Raw genomic sequence first — 15,829 nt, forward strand, 5'->3', positions numbered from 1 at the left:
CATTGATGATAATTGGTCTTTTTTCTTATCTGGTGAAAGGCTGGTTAATCTGGGACTTTGATAAGCCTTTTCCTTTCGGGAAAAAAGAAATGATCACTATCTTAAAAATCAGTTTCTTAGGTATACCCGCGGGGATGGTGTTCTGGATTTTTGGTATCCGTTGAAACCTTTCTGTGTAGAATGGCTTTTGAAGAATGAGTATATTCGCGAGGTTCGCCAACATGTTAGTCAATATTGCTGAAATACAAAGACAAGCTGATGAGATGATTTTACGAGCAGGCTTTCCAAAACATTCAGTGAATCTGTGTTCTGCTCCCTATGGCGATGGCACTCCCTATATTTCATTCGAAAATGATTCATATAATTATATTTATTCAGAAAGAGGGTATGAGTTCTCCCGAAAAGTCACTCACTCTTTGAATACGCTGCTTTATTGGATAATGTCCGAATTCGCCTATCAGATGGCATACCAATATGAGTTAGATCACAGGGTTGAAGGCAGGGATGGACGGCGCATCGCTTTTCCAAAATTTATTGCAATAATGGCGAATATGAATCCAACCTGGGAGTCGGAAGCGCGATTTGAAATTCAAAAAATTCTGGCTGAAGCACCCTACGACGATAGCCTCTATACATAGTTGAGGGCAACATCGCAGCGGTACTGGCGCAGGGTAAAATCACAAAGCAAGTGGCGGAAGAGCAGGTGAAGGTCAAAAATCATGAGAAATGATCAAGAGATTTATAAAGATATCGGTACTGTTTTATTCAGTATTGCTCCCGACGAAGCTAAAAAGATCATTATGCGTGCAGAGTTATCACCTGAAAACGATCATTGTAAGTATAAATATGATTATCTTGATGCTGCTGAAGAAATTCAATGGTTAACGGCCGGTGGAAGGGCGAATACAGATATACTTCGTTCTCTGGTAGAGCTTCGCAACTACTTTATCGAAAACAATCTCACCAACGGCCGCCCTGCATGGCATGGATGTGAAGTGACGCTGGATATTGAAACACTCAAAATAAATATTGATTTTAAATATGAGAACTAAGAATGCCTCTATTTTTAGAAAAACTGTTATCCGTTTGCAGTGGTGATATTTCATCATGCAAGGAGCATGAACTACCCTCAGGCTTTCATAATTATCCGCTGATTAATGATTTAATGACTTTATTAAACAACAGAAACGGATTTTATGGTTTTGAGTCAGCTTTGCATGTTTTCCCTTTTGAGACAGTTGGGGAAGAGCTCGGCGTGATTGACTGGAATGACCATAGGTTATGGATTGATTGTTACGATGATCTTGCTCGTAACGCTCTCTTTTTTGCTGAAGATGTTTTTGGCGGTCAATTTTGTATAAAACAAGATGGCATATACACGTTCGATCCTGAGACGGGCTCTTTTGATTATCTTGCAGAAGATATAGACGAATGGTGTAAAACAATACTTGAAGACTATGAGGTATTAACGGGCTTCCCACTGGCAAACGCATGGCAGAAGAAGTATGGCCCAATCCCAGTGGGTTATCGCTTAGTTCCCAAAGTGCTGTTTGTTGCGGGCGGCGAGTATGAGCCAGATAATCTTTATTTAGAAAAATCGACAGTGGCCATGAAAGCAAGAGCCAATATTGCATTGCAAATAAGAGATGTACCCGAAGGCAGCGACATCCAGCTAAGGGTTAATTGACAGGGATGAATACAGGAGTCAAAAATGAAACGTCTAATCCCCGGCATCATTTTTTTCTGAGCGGCTGCGTGGTGGCCGATATGGTCTCCACCAACCACACCGCTTTTCCGTACTCCTGGACGTTCCAGAAGCCTGCAACACTGGGCCATACCGATCGGGTACAGCGTAAAGCCGATCTTTATGCCTTTGGCGTCGATAAAAATGTCGATGTAGATAGTCCAGCATGGGGCAGAGGCAGTAGCTATCAGGGGGGAGACGACAAAACAATTTTTTGCCCGAGAAGCCTGCATGCAGGATAAAGGATACGTGGTGCTGGGCTTCGATCAGTGCGGGCCGCTTAAAGCGCCCACGGGTAAGTGTAATTAAACAGCCCTGATAAATCTCTGTGGGCGTTTCTGGAGAGGATTATGACGCGAAAATCTGTTGATGAGCTATGGTCAGGTTTAGAGGCATTCCTGCAGTATGGCTATGTGCAGCAGGACTCATTTTCCGATCCGAACGATGAGGCGACTGACTGGTTAGCGCAACTTTATGTCGACAGCCCTACGCACGCCCTGCTTTACTGCAAACGCATTCTCGAGGCGCCAGCCCTGCACGAGTCCGTGAAAGCTTACGCGCTGGATTTTTTACTGCTTTCCAGCGAGCGGAATTATGCTTATCACTATTTGTCTGAAGAGGCTGTTCATCTCTCTATCCCGGAACTGGAGAAGGCCTTTTTTTACTTTAGTTGCGATACACCTTATCCCATTCCGGATGGGCTGTTCGTCAAACTGTTAGCGCGATTTGAGGTTGTGAAGTGTGCGCCCGATGCCTGTTTTTATCATCTTCATGAAACATATAATGACTTTGTCAAAGCGCTTTCCGATAAGCTGGAGTGAGATCTTCTGGCAACGGGTAACATTGCCGCGAGTCATTTTATCGTTCAGGAGGAAATATGCGCGATTCCCAAGCTATTTATAATGATATTGGCTCGGTCTTAGTGGCCGCAGCGCCCGATAACGCCGCAAAAATCATCGTCCGCGCTGAGCTATCGCCTGAGGGCGACCATTGCAAATGTGAATTTGATTATGTGGACAGCACCTCAGGTGAGACAAACTGGTTTACTGCTGGCGCACAGCCCAATGCTGATTTGCTGGACCTTCTGGTTGAGCTGAGGAGATTTTTTGTTGATAACATCTCATCACAACAGCCCTCGTTCTGGCACGCCTGTGAAATAACGGTCGATGTTGAAACGCTCAGAATCAAGATTGATTTTAAGTATGCTGATTAACAGATAATAACCCCGCACTAAATAAAATTTCAGGACAAATAAATGAGTGAGTTAGACGTTCTGCATAATAAAATCGGTCAATTATTGGTTAATGCCGGGCCTGCTGATGCGAAAACAATCATTGCTCGCGCAAAATTAGCACGGGATGGCGAGTCCTGTGAGTATGAATATGATTATATTTATCAACAGGATAACGAAGACTGGTTCGTTCCGGATAAGCTGGCCAGTTACCATTTGCGATTGCTGTTAGTTAACCTGCGGGACTATTATATGCAGAATAATATGACCAATGGTAAAGCGCCCTGGACGGGTTGTGATATCACCATTGATATACCTGCAGAGAAAATAAGCATCAACCTCAAATATGATGAGTAAGTGTGCTCCCCTACCAATATAGGGGAGGCAAATTCCAGGACTATTCCGGCCTTTAAGATTATTCCCTATTTCATCCCCTGCCAAAAAAACCAACAATTTTACCGCTTTATTTGCGGTGGCATATCTCCAGCATGGTCTGGGGATATATCCGGCTTCACCTATAAAAAATGACAACAAGGATTACGGAAAATGAAAAAAATAGCTCTGGCGGTATGCGTTGCGGCGAGTCTGGCAAGCGGCGCTGCTCTGGCGGATAATCACACCGTTTCTGTGGGTTATGCGCAGAGTAATGTTGAAGACTTTAAAAATATCCGCGGCGTGAACGTTCAGTATCGCTATGAGTGGGATTCCCCGGTCAGCCTGATGGGCTCCTTCACCTATATGAGCGGTGATGAAGACGAGCATTATTATCTCTTCTCTGACTCCGTTAAAAACCACATCGAAGTGAAATATTACTCCCTGATGGCAGGTCCGGCATATCGCCTGAATGATTTCGTTTCCCTGTATGCGCTGGGCGGTGTTGCTCGCGTGAAAGCTGACGGCCACACCACCTGGGTAAACGGCGGCGACAACTATACTCAGCGCGACGGTATCTCTGATAAATCCACCTCTTTCGCCTACGGCGCGGGCGTGCAGTTTAACCCAACCCCTGAGCTGGCAATTCACGTCGGTTACGAAGGCACCACTGCTGACTTGGGTGACGATTACGGGATCGACGGCTGGAATGTGGGCGTAGGTTATCGCTTCTGATTGATGCGGCCTGATGCCTAACCCGGCCTCCGGTCCAGTGCGGTTTGTGCCGGGTGGCGGCTACGCCTTACCCGGCCTACGGTCCGGTGCGGTTTGTGCCGGGTGGTGGCGATGCCTTACCCGGCCTACGGTCCGGTGCGGTTCGGGGGTTTTGTAGGCCCGGCAAGTGCAGCGCCGCCGGGCGTTACAGGCCGCGCTATTCCCCGGCCTGCATAATATGGGCGATAAACTGGGTTAACTTCGGTAAGGGCCGTAAGTCCTGACGCCATAAAAGATGCACCGGTCGGGGTTGTGGGGTGTAACTTTGCAAAACACGTATCAGCCGACCACTCGCCAGCTCGTCCGCTACCAGCACCTCCGGTTGCAACAGCAGTCCCGCCCCGGCAATCGCCGCCATCCGCAGCCCGTATCCGTCGTTACAGCGCAAAATCGCATCGCGCTTCCAGCGCACCTCCCCTTCCACGCCCGGCAGCCGCCACTCGTTGCGTGCGGTCCAGACGGTGTGGGATAGACAGAGGTGATCCACCAGGTCGTCCGGCGTTTGCGGCGTGCCGTGACGGGCTAAATAGTCCGGGGCGGCGCAGATCACCATCCGATACGGGCAGAGGTATTTCGCCACCAGATCCTCGGTGTGGATGTCGCCGATGCGGATCGCCAGGTCCACCCCCTCCTCCACCAGATCGACCATCCGGTTGGTGAGATCCAGCTCAACGCGTACCTCCGGGAAACGCTGCAAAAAGGTGGCGGTCAGCGGGGCGATCACGCAGCCGCCGAACGAGGTGGGCGCGGTTACCCGCAGCGTGCCCGCGGGGGCGGTACGTAATCGCTCCACCGAACGTTCGGCGATAGCCACCTGCTCGATAACCCGCTTTGCCTCTTCAAACCAGACCCGCCCGGCGTCGGTCAGGCTCTGGCGGCGGGTATTGCGCTCCAGCAGCCGGGTCCCCAGCTGCGTTTCCAGCCAGGCGATGTACTTCCCGACCATCACCGCCGACATCTCCAGTCGCGTGGCGGCACCGGTAAAGCTGCCGCACTCCACCACCGCGATAAAGGTCTCCATGCCGCGAAACTTATCCATATTGCAAACCTCTGGTTAGTAATCCTCTAACTCTAGCCCAGTTTATCCCGCCTCCGGTTTATTAAACAATCAGGGCTCACAACAGAAGGAGTCGGCTATGAAAATCGTCATTATTGGTGCCAGCGGTACGGTCGGTCGCGCCGTCACAGAAGAGTTGAGTCGTCGTCATGAGGTGATCCGTGTGGGTCGCACGAAAGGCGATCATCAGGTGGATATCACCTCGCAGGCCAGCGTCCAGGCGCTGTTCGAGAAGATCGGCCCGATGGATGCGATTGTCTCCGCCAGCGGCGGACTGCACTTTGGCCCGATCGCCACCATGACCGACAGCGAGTTCAATCAGGGGTTGCAGGACAAACTGCTGGGACAGGTGCGGCTGGCACTCACCGGGCAGCACTATTTGAACGAAGGCGGGTCGATAACCTTGATCAGCGGGATTGTGGCCCACGAACCCATTGCCCAGGGGGTGAATGCCACCACGGTGAACGCCGCGCTGGAGGGGTTTGTCCGCGCGGCGGCGTGCGAGCTACCACGTGGGATCCGCATCAACCTGATCAGCCCGACGGTGCTCACTGAATCCGCCGAAGCTTATGACGGCTTCTTCCCGGGCTTCGCAAGCGTGCCCGCCGCGACGGTGGCCCAGGCCTATCGCCGCAGCGTGGAAGGGGTGCAAAGCGGACGGGTGTATAAGGTGGGGTATTGAGTCGTTTGTAATTGCCGGGTGGCGCTTCGCTTACCCGGCCTACGGTTCGAGGATGTTGTAGGCCGGGTAAGGCGTAGCCGCCACCCGGCGCAACATCAGCCCACCGTTCCCCACACGAGGTTCCCGTTATGGAAGGTGGCGGTACGCGGGGAAATGCGCGCCACCGCTTCGGCGGAGCAGGAGGCGTCCACCAGCACAAAGCTGGCGGCATCCCGGGTTTTGGGCCATACCCGCTCGCCTTTGTCGTTCAGCGGCAGCACGTCGCCAGTGGCAATACCCAACGCGCGGGAGAGCGTCTGCTCGTTCGGGCGGATATAGAGCTGGGCATACAGATTGGCTTTTTCCAGCATGTCCCCCAGACCATATGGCGACCAGTGGTCGATCACGCTGTCGGTGCCGCTGATGACAAACACCCCTTTATCACGCAGCTGCTTGAGCGGCATATGCATCGTGCCAATCGGCACCGTCGAGGCGATGGTGATCTGCTGCGCCGCCATGCGCGGGGCCAGGGCGTCCACCTCCTGCTCGTTAAGCATCGCCAGGGCAAAGGCGTGGCTGATGGTCAGCTTGCCCTTCAGCTCGGGAGTTTTCTCCACGGTTTGCACCATGTAGTTCACCGCCGCCACGCCCGCCGGGCTGGTTTCATGCAGGTGGATATCCACCCCTTTGTCGTAATCCAGCGCAATCTGGAACATGAGGTCGAGGGACTTCTCCATCGCCCCGTCGACGCTGGTCGGGTCCAGCCCGCCGACGTAGTGCGCCCCGGCCTGCATCGCCTCACGCATCAGCTTTTCCGCGTTCGACAGCAGCAGGCCGTGCTGCGGAAAAGCGACAATCTCGCAGTCGAATCCAGGTTTGCGCCGCGCCAGCACCGCCTGTAAATTCTCCAGGTTTTTCAGCCCGGAGGTGGGCTCGATGTTGCAGTGGCTGCGGGCGATGGTGGAGCCCTTCGACTGGATCAGGTCGATCAGCTTTTCCGCCCGCTCCTGAGTGTAAGGTTGCAGCTCCGGAAGCAGTTTTTGCTCGAGGCGGATCATGTCCTGAATGGTGGTGCCTGCCGGGCGATTCAGGGAGCGCCACGGACCGCCGTAGAAGGTCTTATCCAGGTGGATGTGCATGTCGCGCATCGCCGGGAGCAGCAGCTTGCCGCCGCCATCGTAGTGCGGCAGCGTGGCGTCGGCGTGGCTGTTGTTATCCAGCAGGGCGGCGATTTTGCCGTCCTTGATCTCCAGGGTTTTCAGCTCGGTGCGGGTGCTGACGGCCACGTCGCCGTCGAAGTTGAATCCGGCCTCCAGCAGCACGTTGTCCAGATAGTAATGTGTCGCGGTGATGTTCATCGGTTTGCCCGCCTCGCAGGTCGGTTTTGCTGTGTCAGCAGCATACGCGACGGAGCCGGTGGCGCCAAACAGCGCGCAGGCGGTGGCAGCGGTTGCGATTTTGCCGCTCTGGCTGAGAAACTCCCGGCGGCTTTTATTCTCACTCATTGTCTTGTCCTTGTATTGTCTCGCGGCGGGCTGGAAGCCCGCCGGGGTTAAGCCACAATATGGGTACCGGTCTCGCCACGCAGCGCCGCAGGCAGGCAGTCCGGCGAGGTGATGATCACCCGCGTGCCGCCGTGGTGCAGGAACTCAAGGCTGGCAACGATTTTCGGCAGCATGCTGCCCGCCGGGAAGTGGCCCTCTTCCATGTAGCGCGTCATCTGCGCCACGTTCACCGTCTCCAGCGCCTGCTGGTTGGGCTTGCCGAAGTGGATGCACACTTTCTCGACGCCGGTGGTGATCACCAGCACGTTGGCGTGGATCTCCCGGGCCAGCAGCGCGGTGGAGAGATCTTTGTCGATCACCGCATCCACGCTCTGGTAGTCACCCTCTGCACTGCGGATCACCGGAATGCCGCCGCCGCCCGCGCCAATCACCACAAAGCCTTTTTGCGTCAGGGCCTTAATGGCGTCGGCTTCGACGATGCGCACCGGCTGCGGCGAGGCCACCACCCGGCGGTATCCCCGGCCGGAATCCTCGACAAAATGCCAGTCGGGATGGGCGCGCTGCAGTTCATCCCGCTGAGCCTCGCTGAAAAACGCGCCTATCGGTTTGGTGGGATGAGTAAAGCCGGGGTCGTTTTTATCCACCTCCACCTGGGTGACCACCGTCACCGCCTTTTGCTCGCCGCGGGCGGCAAGGCGGTTGTTTAGCGCCTGCTGGATCAGATAGCCGATCCCGCCCTGGGTATCGGCCACGCAGTTAGCGAGTGGCGTTAAAGGCAGACCTTCGCGCTCGTGGGCGATTTCCGCCCGGCGCAGATCCAGCCCCACCTGCGGACCGTTGCCGTGGGTGAGGACGATGTCATAGTCGGAGGCCAGCATCTCCAGCACCGATTCCGCCACCGCTTTCACCGCCTGCGCCTGATGTTCAACCGACTGGCTGGCGTTGTCTTTGATAATGCTGTTGCCGCCGATGGCGACGACCATGAGTTCTTTCATACGTTTTCCTTCGCAACAGGGACGGGTTCAACGCTCACTGCTTCACGACTATCGAGGAAATGCTTCAGCACAAACATGCCGCTCATCATCAGGTAGGCCAGCACGAAGGTCAGCGAGCTGCCCTCGGCGAAGCCGACCACCGGGGCGTGGATCACCCCGAACAGAGCCAGCAGCGCACCGACGGCGGCGGCGATGGCACCGCGCAGCGGTTTGTTGATGATGGAGAAGATCGCAATGCAGCCCCAGAGCATACTGGCGAGCGGTGCGCCGTTACCGAGGTGCATCAGCCCTTCGTAGTAAATCCCTTTGCTGTGCAGCACGTCGGTGCCGATTTTCGCCGCGTTAGTCCCCGCCGCCCCCATCACGCTGTTCATCATGGTTAACGCCCAGTTGGCGATCCACGGGAACAGACAGATAAAGATGACGGGCACCTCTATTTTGGGCGTTTCCCTCACCACCTGGTTGGCGGTGACCACGCCGATAAACACCAGAATCGGCACGATGGCGGTCATCGGGATGATGGCGAGCATAAAGGCCCCCAGCCCGAACAGCGGCACGATGAACATGGTCACACCGGAGGCCAGCGTGTAGCCGATGCTCGCCCCCATCGCTTTCCAGCCCGCGTGGCCGACGTAGACCGTCACCGGGAACGGGTTGCCCATCAGGCAGCCGAGCATCGAGGCCAGACCGTTGGCCAGCATCACCTTGCGGGTCGGGTACTCATCCCCCGCCGCGTGGGCGCTTTCGATGTTCTCAAGGTCAAAGATATAGTTCGCCAGCCCCAGCGGAACCGCAGACGCCAGGTACGGCAGGGCGTGCGGCAGCCCCTGCATAAAGCTGTCGATATGCACTTCCGGCGGGTTAAAGCCGAAGGAGGACATCGAGGCCTTGATCGCTTCCGGGCTCTGCATACCGGAGATCCACGCCAGCGCGGTCCCGGCCACCAGCAGCAGCAGACCGGTAGGGATACGGGCGAAGATCGGCTTTTTACCAAACCAGTTGATGAAGATCAGCAGCAGCACGATGAAGGAGACCGTCGGCGCTTCGAAGGCCTGCAGCATCGGGTTCATCGCCAACAGCAGCAGACCCAGACCGGACAGGCACGACAGCAGCACGGTACGCGGGATCATCTTGCGGATGGTCTCCCCGAGGAAGGAACCGCCCGCGAGGATCATCGCCTCCACGAAGCACCACACCAGACCAATCTGGATGGCGAAATCCGCATCGCCGGTTTGCTGATAGACCGGCATCAGCACCAGAAACGTCACGGTAAAGATCGACGGGGCGCTCGGCCCCGACGGCAGTGCGGTCACATCCGTACGCCCGGTCTGGCGCGCCATCTGTAAACCAAACCACGCGTAGCAGACGCTCGCCACCAGTACCGCCAGCCCGAAGGCTGGCGCAATACGGCCATAAACAATCTCTTTCGGGATGCCGACGACAAAAATGAGCAGCCCCATCATGGTCAGCAGGTTGGTCAGGTTGTTGGTCATCAACCCGAAGTACGCCGCCCAGTCACCTCTTTTCCACTCCAGTTTCATGCTTTTCATGGATGCTTACCTTACAGGAAGTAGCGATTGCGGAAGGTCAACAGCGCCTTTTCAAAACAGCTAAACGGCGGGTGAACGATGCCCGCCCCAATCATGCCGATGCCCGCGTCTTTGTGGGCGATGGCGGTGTTGATCACCGGCAGAATGCCGCTGCCCGCCACTTTAGTGATGTCGATGGCGGTCGGGATGCCCATAAACGACAGCAGCGGAATGGTGACGTTGGGGTTTTCCCCGAGGGTGATCTCGCGCATCTGACGGGAGAAGTCGATGGCTTCTTCCACCGTACCGCCCACCAGAGCCACAATCGCCGGGGCCGTCGCCATCGCAAAGCCGCCGATGCCGTAGGTTTCGGTGATGGCGCTGTCGCCGATATCCAGCCCGGAGTCTTCCGGTTTATAGCCCGCAAACATCGGGCCAATCACCTGCTGTGCCGGGCCGGTGAACCACTGCCCCGGCAGGCCGGAGATGCGCAGGCCGAACTCGTAGCCGTTGCGCGCCATGGTGGTGACCACGGTGCTGTACTCGATGCCGTGGGCGGCATCCAGCGCGGCTTTACACATCGCCATCCATGTTGGGCCGGAGAAGTAGTCGCTGCTGGCGACAAACTCAAAGACCTGGCGCTGCTGCTCCACCGGATAGCCCGCCTGAATCAGCCCCGGCGTCAGGGCCTGGATCAGCAGCGTGGTGCCCGCGTTGTTGCGGTTGTGGCACTCGTCCCCCATGTGCAGGGCCTGGGCCAGCATCAGGCGCAGGTCGATTTCGCCGATGATCTTCATGGCATCGCGCAGCATCGGGCCGAGCACGTCGCGCATCCAGTTCAGACGATCGATCACGCTCTGGTCGTTGGCCCCCATGCGCAGGATCTTCGCCATCTGCTCGCTGAGGTTGGTGAAGGCCCGGTTGCCGTAGGTTTTGTTCTCGACGATGTGCATAAACATCGACGCAGATGTCACCCCCGCCATCGAGCCCACGCAGTCGTGCTCATGGCACGGCGAGAAGGTAATGTCGCCAGAAGCCGCCAGCCGCGCCGCGTCTTCGAGGTCTGTGGCTAACCCTTCAAACACCAGCGCCCCGGTAACCGCGCCCTTCATCGCCCCGCACATGTTTTCCCAGGCAACAGGCGGACCGGCGTGCAGGATGGTGGTGCGGGTCATGCCTGGCACCACGTTAATCGCCTGATCGAAGCCCACCAGCACCGGGTGGGACTGGATAATGCGCTCCAGGGCAATCTTGTTGGCGGCGGCGATTTTCTCCGCCAGCGGTTTATCTGCCAGCTGATCGAGGGCCTCGACCACCTGCATATTGCCCTGCCCCGGCGGGGTCCAGTCGAGGTGGGTGACCGGGACGTGCTGCTTTTTCAGGTCGTCGCTGAACATGGCGATGCCGACGTTAATGACGTTCAGCGGCTGGTTAAATAAGGTGGTCATCAGGCTTTCTCCCCTTTGCAGACAAATTCACGTGCCAGTAATCCGGTGTTGGTACTGCTGCTGGCCCAGATCACGCCCGCATCGGTCAGGAGCTGGCACTGCCGGGTGAGCGACGGGGTATCCTGGTCGGTGCCGAGCACGTAGCCGAGGATCTCCAGCGGACGGTTGTCGGCTCTGGCGATCGCCTGCGCCTCCTTGATCGCGTCGATCATCACCCCGACCGGATCTTCGTGCGATCCGAACCCGAGAACGAAGTCCATCACGATCACCCCCACTTCCGGATCGCGGGCCTCCTGCAACAGACGGCTGATGCGGTTGGTCGGGTCAATCATCGGGTGCGGCTTGCCGTTGGTGAAGTCGTCATCGCCAAAGTCGAGGAAGGTGTGGGCCTGGCTGAGGTTGATATCCTTCAGGCGTTTGCTCGGATCCGGCTGAATGTTGCTGTAGACGTCGTCATATTTTTCCAGCGCGGCGAACATCGCTTCGTCGCACAGGGTGCCGCCGCAGAACAGGCCGCGAATGTACTTCTGCTGCGGGGTCAGCCGGGCGCGCACCTCTTCGATCAGTGGCCAGTTGAGCGGGTGCAGATCCAGCGACTCTTTTTTAATCCCGGTGAGCAGGACCGCCTTCAGCGCTGCCTCTTTGGTGCCGCGGGCAAACTCTAATCCCGCTTCATCGGCAGGCGGTTGGTTGCGACCGAGGAAACAGACCACCACCGGTTTACGGCAGGCGCGGGCGCGGGCCAGCACTTTCTCCGCCACCGCAGGCGCAGGAGGTTTGGAGATCAGGGCGATGACCTGGGTGGCGTCGTCCGCCTCCAGCATATTGATCGCGTCGAGCATCATCAGCCCGCCAATCTTTTCACTCAGATCGCGACCACCGGTGCCAATCAGCTGGGAGATCCCGCCGCCGAACTCGTGGATGCGCGCGCTCAGCTCCTGGCTGCCGGTGCCCGACGCGCCAACGATACCAATCGGCCCGCGACGCACCGCGTTGGCAAAGCACAGCCCTGCCCCGTTAATGATGGCAGTCCCGCAGTCCGGGCCCATCATCAGCAGCCCCTTTTCGTGGGCCAGCTGTTTGAGCGCCAGCTCGTCGTCGAGGGAGACGTTATCGGAGAACAGCATCACGTTGAGGTCGTTCTCCAGCGCCTGACGCGCCTCGCGGGCGGCAAAGGTGCCGTTGACCGAGATCACCGCCAGATTGGCGTCCGGGCGGTGGGTTTTGGCGCTGGCGAGGGTGGCGTAACGCGATTCGTGTGAGCCGCCGCTCTCTTTGCGGGTGAACAGGGCTTCGATGGCGGCCAGGGTTTCGTCGTTGGCGGCCTCGCCTTTAATGACGATCATCAGGTCGCCGTTTTTGGCGTCCTCTAATTCCGGCGTCAGCAGGCCGAGATTTTTTAATACGCCTTTATTCATTTCGGTGGCCATGGCGACAAAGGCCTGTTCCACGCCGGGTAATTTATTGGCTTTGGTGGAAACCGACATCAGCGATACGGAATCAAAATAAGTATTCTTTTTTATAACGATTTTGGTGGGCATTATGTCCTCCTGGATGCGGGCAAAAGGGGGGCCACATCACGCCCGAAGGCATGATGGAAAAGGCTGTTTTTAGTGCAGGCCAGCCGGACATGGCTGGCCGGAGTATTACGCGCCGGCGGCGATCAGCAGATCGGCAATCTCGTTGAAGCCTTTTTCCCGCGCCAGTTCGAGAGGGGATTTACCGTATTTGTCGGTCATGTGCGGGTTGGCGCCGTGGTCGAGCAGTAATTTCACGATCGCCTGCTGGCGGGCACCGCCGTCATTGAGGACGATGGCTTCGAGCAGCGGCGTCCAGCCCACGAAGTTGGTGTGATTGACGTTGATGTCGGTGTGGGTCAGCAGCGCCTGCACCACCTCCAGATGGCCCTTCTCGCTGGCAGGGGTGATGCCCACGCCGCCGAAGCGGGTCAGCCTGTCGAGATCCGGGTTGGCCGGCAATACCAGGCGCAGCAGGGTGAGGTCGTTGGTCAGGCAGCTAATCAGGAACGGGTTGAAACAGGTCTGATCCTGCTGGTCGATATTGGCCCCGGCGGCAATCAGCAATTCCACGCAGGGATAATATTTATTCAGGCTGGCAATAATAATGGCGGTTCTTTTCTGACGGTTGGTGGCGTTAATATCCACCCCTTTTTCCAGACAGGCTTTTAATGCATCAGCATTTCCCTGTTCGGCGGCCAGCAGAAATTCAGTGACGAGTTCATTGTTGGACATATCCACACTCCTGGTTTTCCTTTTTGATGGACTGAGCATAGCAATGGCCTGGTCAGAAAAGAATCCGCTTAAAAATGATTCATCGACAGCCAATTCATTGTTGAGTTAAATTTAACAGTGGAGTCAAAATGTGCGTCTGTGCAACCTTTTCCTTATGTTTTACCGCTTTTTAAGCCCTTAAACTGCATTCTGCTTATGTTTACGCAGCCCTTGCGCCGCGCGGCTTACAGCAAATTAGCAGAACTGTGACCGACATCAAGCGAGTTGTAACTGCGTTGTTAAAATATGTTCAAAACTGATGGGTGTCCGGAGCCATGATATGAATTCCATCTTTACCGAAGAGAACCTGCTGGCCTTCACCACCGCAGCGCGTTTTGGCAGCTTCAGCAAAGCCGCTACCGAGCTGGGGGTGACCACCTCGGCCATCAGCTACACCATCAAACGGATGGAGACCGGCCTCGACGTGGTGCTGTTTGTACGTAACACCCGCAGCATCGAGCTGACTGAATCGGGGTTCTACTTCTACCGCAAAGCCATAGACCTGCTGAATGACTTCCACGCCATCAAACGGGGGATCGACACTATCTCGCAGGGCATTGAGACCCGGGTGCGGATCTGCATCAACCAGCTGCTCTACACCCCCCGCCACACCGCCCGCCTGTTGCAGGTGCTGAAAAAGCAGTTCCCCACCTGCCAGATCACCGTCACCACCGAGGTGTACAACGGCGTCTGGGATTCGATCATCAATAACCAGGCGAATATCGCCATCGGTGCCCCGGATACTCTACTGGACGGCGGCGGGATCGATTACACCGAGATTGGCGCCATCCGCTGGGTGTTTGCCATCGCCCCGGACCATCCGCTGGCGCTGGCCCCGGAGCCGCTGGCCGAGAGCCAGCTGCGGCTGTACCCCAACATCATGGTGGAAGACACCGCCCACACCATCAACAAAAAAGTGGGCTGGCTGCTGCACGGTCAGGAGGCGATTCTGGTCCCGGATTTTAATACCAAGTGTCAGTGTCAGATTCTGGGGGAAGGGATTGGTTTTTTACCGGAGCATATGGCGAGAGAGGCGATGGAGGCGGGGCTGCTGGTCACGCGACGGATTAATAACCCGCGCCAGGACTCGCGCATGCTGCTCGCCACGCAGCATGCGGCTACCGGCCAGGTCACCCGCTGGATCAAACAGCAGTTTGCGCCCCAGGGGGTGTTGACCGGGATCTACAGCGATTTACTGTGGCGAGAGTATTAGCTGCGGCTCTGGACCCAGAACGCGTGGATCAGACCCGGGATATAGCCCAGCAGCGTCAGGATGATGTTCAGGATAAACGCCCAGCCAAAGCCTTTGCCCAGCAGCACGCCAAGGGGCGGTAAAATAATGGTAATTACGATACGCCAGAAACCCATAAATTCTCCATGCAAGCAGTCAGGTCATTGTATAAAAAGAGATTTTAACTCTAAGCGTAGTGAGTCTACGCAGACCTGCCAGTGTTCGCGTGCAGTTTTACCCTCTTTTACCCTCTTTACACAGGTTTAGGCTGGCGATTTAGGAGTAATCCGCGCGGGACGCTGTACCCCGGCCTGCGCGTGGGCTACTGTTAGGGTCGAAACAATCATGAGGAGATAACCATGTTTTCTGTTGGCGATTATGTACAACCGCGTATGGGCGGCCCGAAGCTGAAAGTGATCGAAGTGCACGACGATCAGATCGTGGCGGTGCAGGCGAGTAACGAGCAAGGTGAGAAATTCACCCTGAAGGCAGCGGACGTGACGCTGTATAAAGAAGAAGGTGATTTTGGCGTCTGCTAAGCAGACGCTGGCGGGCGGTGTAATTCCGCCCGCAGGCAGAGATTAAATCAAGAAATCATCCAGTGATTTACCTTCTGCCAGTGCCGTGGCAATAGGCTTCGGCGTACGGCCCTGACCGGTCCAGGTTTTTTCCTGGCCATCGACATCGGTAAAGCGATATTTTGCCGCACGCGCCTGGCGTTTTTTCGGCTGCGCCGGGGTGTTCAGCAGATCGGAACCCAGCAGATCTTCTGCTGAAATACCGTCGGCTTTCATTTTTTCCAGCAGGGCGTTAATTTTCTCACTCTGCGCGGCACGCTGCTGTTCAACTTCAGCCTGTTCATTACGTTTCTCTTCCGTGACGATGCGCAGCTTTTCGAGCATATCTTCCAGCACGTCCAGCGAGAATTCGCGCGCCGTTGCGCGCAGGGTACGAATATTATTAAGATTCTGTAACAGCGAAGTCATATTAA

Annotated in this window: 20 protein-coding genes; 11 read left to right on the forward strand and 9 right to left on the reverse strand. The window is 56.2% G+C overall.

Going from position 1 to position 15,829, the window contains the following annotated elements:
* The first annotated feature begins 221 nt into the window (after positions 1-221).
* From M8318_RS13225 to M8318_RS13260, 8 genes are all read left to right on the forward strand, one after another.
* On the forward strand, positions 222-638 hold the full coding sequence (locus tag M8318_RS13225; RefSeq protein ID WP_262663112.1) for an immunity 63 family protein: 417 nt from the start codon (positions 222-224) through the stop codon (positions 636-638).
* Between the two features lie 81 nt (positions 639-719).
* The gene (locus tag M8318_RS13230; RefSeq protein ID WP_262663114.1) at positions 720-1,052 is read left to right on the forward strand and encodes a hypothetical protein; all 333 of its coding nucleotides are present in this window, start codon (positions 720-722) and stop codon (positions 1,050-1,052) included.
* Between the two features lie 2 nt (positions 1,053-1,054).
* Complete coding sequence (locus M8318_RS13235; RefSeq protein ID WP_262663115.1) at positions 1,055-1,687, forward strand: SMI1/KNR4 family protein; 633 nt, start codon at positions 1,055-1,057, stop codon at positions 1,685-1,687.
* A 5-nt stretch (positions 1,688-1,692) separates the two neighbouring features.
* Positions 1,693-1,986 (forward strand): hypothetical protein, encoded by a 294-nt coding sequence (locus M8318_RS13240; RefSeq protein ID WP_262663116.1) that lies wholly within the window; start codon positions 1,693-1,695, stop codon positions 1,984-1,986.
* A gap of 108 nt (positions 1,987-2,094) precedes the next feature.
* The gene (locus M8318_RS13245; protein ID WP_261645182.1) at positions 2,095-2,565 is read left to right on the forward strand and encodes a hypothetical protein; all 471 of its coding nucleotides are present in this window, start codon (positions 2,095-2,097) and stop codon (positions 2,563-2,565) included.
* A 56-nt stretch (positions 2,566-2,621) separates the two neighbouring features.
* Entirely contained in the window at positions 2,622-2,957 is a 336-nt protein-coding gene (locus M8318_RS13250) for a hypothetical protein (RefSeq protein ID WP_262663117.1), read from the forward strand.
* A gap of 42 nt (positions 2,958-2,999) precedes the next feature.
* Complete coding sequence (locus M8318_RS13255) at positions 3,000-3,332, forward strand: hypothetical protein (protein WP_262663119.1); 333 nt, start codon at positions 3,000-3,002, stop codon at positions 3,330-3,332.
* Positions 3,333-3,521: 189 nt separating this feature from the next.
* The gene (locus M8318_RS13260) at positions 3,522-4,082 is read left to right on the forward strand and encodes an Ail/Lom family outer membrane beta-barrel protein (protein WP_262663120.1); all 561 of its coding nucleotides are present in this window, start codon (positions 3,522-3,524) and stop codon (positions 4,080-4,082) included.
* A 196-nt stretch (positions 4,083-4,278) separates the two neighbouring features.
* On the opposite strand, the gene M8318_RS13265 is transcribed toward M8318_RS13260, so the two are convergent.
* Positions 4,279-5,160: a LysR family transcriptional regulator gene (locus M8318_RS13265; protein ID WP_262663121.1), complete on the reverse strand. Its 882-nt coding sequence runs from the start codon at positions 5,158-5,160 to the stop codon at positions 4,279-4,281.
* A 97-nt stretch (positions 5,161-5,257) separates the two neighbouring features.
* On the opposite strand from M8318_RS13265, the gene M8318_RS13270 reads away from it, so the two are divergent.
* A complete protein-coding gene (locus tag M8318_RS13270) occupies positions 5,258-5,860 on the forward strand; it encodes a short chain dehydrogenase (protein WP_262663123.1) in 603 nt (200 codons plus the stop codon).
* Positions 5,861-5,955: 95 nt separating this feature from the next.
* On the opposite strand, the gene M8318_RS13275 is transcribed toward M8318_RS13270, so the two are convergent.
* The 6 genes from M8318_RS13275 to M8318_RS13300 form a co-directional block, all read right to left on the reverse strand.
* Positions 5,956-7,344: an amidohydrolase family protein gene (locus tag M8318_RS13275; RefSeq protein WP_262663125.1), complete on the reverse strand. Its 1,389-nt coding sequence runs from the start codon at positions 7,342-7,344 to the stop codon at positions 5,956-5,958.
* 47 nt (positions 7,345-7,391) lie between these two features.
* Positions 7,392-8,339, reverse strand: coding sequence for a carbamate kinase family protein (locus tag M8318_RS13280; RefSeq protein WP_262663127.1), 948 nt, complete (start codon positions 8,337-8,339; stop codon positions 7,392-7,394).
* Positions 8,336-9,889 (reverse strand): xanthine permease, encoded by a 1,554-nt coding sequence (locus tag M8318_RS13285; protein ID WP_106994924.1) that lies wholly within the window; start codon positions 9,887-9,889, stop codon positions 8,336-8,338. Before M8318_RS13285 ends, M8318_RS13280 begins: the two co-directional genes overlap by 4 nt.
* An 11-nt stretch (positions 9,890-9,900) precedes the next feature.
* Positions 9,901-11,316 (reverse strand): YlbE family protein, encoded by a 1,416-nt coding sequence (locus M8318_RS13290; protein WP_262663128.1) that lies wholly within the window; start codon positions 11,314-11,316, stop codon positions 9,901-9,903.
* Positions 11,316-12,857, reverse strand: a complete 1,542-nt coding sequence (gene fdrA, locus M8318_RS13295) for an acyl-CoA synthetase FdrA (protein ID WP_262663129.1) — start codon at positions 12,855-12,857, stop codon at positions 11,316-11,318. The genes M8318_RS13290 and fdrA overlap by 1 nt, the downstream gene beginning before the upstream one ends.
* A gap of 105 nt (positions 12,858-12,962) precedes the next feature.
* Positions 12,963-13,568, reverse strand: a complete 606-nt coding sequence (locus tag M8318_RS13300; RefSeq protein WP_262663130.1) for an ankyrin repeat domain-containing protein — start codon at positions 13,566-13,568, stop codon at positions 12,963-12,965.
* 319 nt (positions 13,569-13,887) lie between these two features.
* Between M8318_RS13300 and M8318_RS13305 the strand changes: the two genes are divergently transcribed.
* The gene (locus M8318_RS13305) at positions 13,888-14,820 is read left to right on the forward strand and encodes a LysR substrate-binding domain-containing protein (protein ID WP_262663132.1); all 933 of its coding nucleotides are present in this window, start codon (positions 13,888-13,890) and stop codon (positions 14,818-14,820) included.
* On the opposite strand, the gene M8318_RS13310 is transcribed toward M8318_RS13305, so the two are convergent.
* Positions 14,817-14,975 carry a YqaE/Pmp3 family membrane protein gene (locus M8318_RS13310; RefSeq protein ID WP_032613478.1) on the reverse strand — a complete coding sequence of 53 codons (159 nt, stop codon included), beginning with the start codon at positions 14,973-14,975 and terminating at the stop codon, positions 14,817-14,819. The two genes, M8318_RS13305 and M8318_RS13310, sit on opposite strands and share 4 nt — an antisense overlap.
* A gap of 222 nt (positions 14,976-15,197) precedes the next feature.
* Here M8318_RS13310 and M8318_RS13315 point away from each other — a divergent pair, with 222 nt between their 5' ends.
* Positions 15,198-15,377 carry a hypothetical protein gene (locus M8318_RS13315; protein WP_106994919.1) on the forward strand — a complete coding sequence of 60 codons (180 nt, stop codon included), beginning with the start codon at positions 15,198-15,200 and terminating at the stop codon, positions 15,375-15,377.
* 42 nt (positions 15,378-15,419) lie between these two features.
* Here the strand turns inward: M8318_RS13315 and stpA are convergent, their stop codons facing one another.
* Positions 15,420-15,824 carry a DNA-binding protein StpA gene (gene stpA, locus M8318_RS13320; RefSeq protein WP_106995043.1) on the reverse strand — a complete coding sequence of 135 codons (405 nt, stop codon included), beginning with the start codon at positions 15,822-15,824 and terminating at the stop codon, positions 15,420-15,422.
* Positions 15,825-15,829 lie beyond the last annotated feature (5 nt).

The organism is Leclercia tamurae (genome assembly GCF_025566055.1).
Lineage (GTDB): Bacteria > Pseudomonadota > Gammaproteobacteria > Enterobacterales > Enterobacteriaceae > Enterobacter > Enterobacter tamurae.

Excerpts from the sequence above, each read along its gene's own strand:
- fdrA (WP_262663129.1), bottom strand. The coding sequence starts at position 12,857 with ATGCCCACCAAAATCGTTATAAAAAAGAATACTTATTTTGATTCCGTA.
- M8318_RS13235 (WP_262663115.1), top strand. The coding sequence starts at position 1,055 with ATGCCTCTATTTTTAGAAAAACTGTTATCCGTTTGCAGTGGTGATATT.
- M8318_RS13245 (WP_261645182.1), top strand. The coding sequence starts at position 2,095 with ATGACGCGAAAATCTGTTGATGAGCTATGGTCAGGTTTAGAGGCATTC.
- M8318_RS13255 (WP_262663119.1), top strand. The coding sequence starts at position 3,000 with ATGAGTGAGTTAGACGTTCTGCATAATAAAATCGGTCAATTATTGGTT.
- stpA (WP_106995043.1), bottom strand. The coding sequence starts at position 15,824 with ATGACTTCGCTGTTACAGAATCTTAATAATATTCGTACCCTGCGCGCA.
- M8318_RS13310 (WP_032613478.1), bottom strand. The coding sequence starts at position 14,975 with ATGGGTTTCTGGCGTATCGTAATTACCATTATTTTACCGCCCCTTGGC.
- M8318_RS13230 (WP_262663114.1), top strand. The coding sequence starts at position 720 with ATGAGAAATGATCAAGAGATTTATAAAGATATCGGTACTGTTTTATTC.
- M8318_RS13275 (WP_262663125.1), bottom strand. The coding sequence starts at position 7,344 with ATGAGTGAGAATAAAAGCCGCCGGGAGTTTCTCAGCCAGAGCGGCAAA.
- M8318_RS13300 (WP_262663130.1), bottom strand. The coding sequence starts at position 13,568 with ATGTCCAACAATGAACTCGTCACTGAATTTCTGCTGGCCGCCGAACAG.
- M8318_RS13280 (WP_262663127.1), bottom strand. The coding sequence starts at position 8,339 with ATGAAAGAACTCATGGTCGTCGCCATCGGCGGCAACAGCATTATCAAA.
- M8318_RS13290 (WP_262663128.1), bottom strand. The coding sequence starts at position 11,316 with ATGACCACCTTATTTAACCAGCCGCTGAACGTCATTAACGTCGGCATC.
- M8318_RS13270 (WP_262663123.1), top strand. The coding sequence starts at position 5,258 with ATGAAAATCGTCATTATTGGTGCCAGCGGTACGGTCGGTCGCGCCGTC.
- M8318_RS13285 (WP_106994924.1), bottom strand. The coding sequence starts at position 9,889 with ATGAAAAGCATGAAACTGGAGTGGAAAAGAGGTGACTGGGCGGCGTAC.
- M8318_RS13315 (WP_106994919.1), top strand. The coding sequence starts at position 15,198 with ATGTTTTCTGTTGGCGATTATGTACAACCGCGTATGGGCGGCCCGAAG.
- M8318_RS13305 (WP_262663132.1), top strand. The coding sequence starts at position 13,888 with ATGAATTCCATCTTTACCGAAGAGAACCTGCTGGCCTTCACCACCGCA.
- M8318_RS13265 (WP_262663121.1), bottom strand. The coding sequence starts at position 5,160 with ATGGATAAGTTTCGCGGCATGGAGACCTTTATCGCGGTGGTGGAGTGC.
- M8318_RS13240 (WP_262663116.1), top strand. The coding sequence starts at position 1,693 with ATGAATACAGGAGTCAAAAATGAAACGTCTAATCCCCGGCATCATTTT.
- M8318_RS13260 (WP_262663120.1), top strand. The coding sequence starts at position 3,522 with ATGAAAAAAATAGCTCTGGCGGTATGCGTTGCGGCGAGTCTGGCAAGC.
- M8318_RS13250 (WP_262663117.1), top strand. The coding sequence starts at position 2,622 with ATGCGCGATTCCCAAGCTATTTATAATGATATTGGCTCGGTCTTAGTG.
- M8318_RS13225 (WP_262663112.1), top strand. The coding sequence starts at position 222 with ATGTTAGTCAATATTGCTGAAATACAAAGACAAGCTGATGAGATGATT.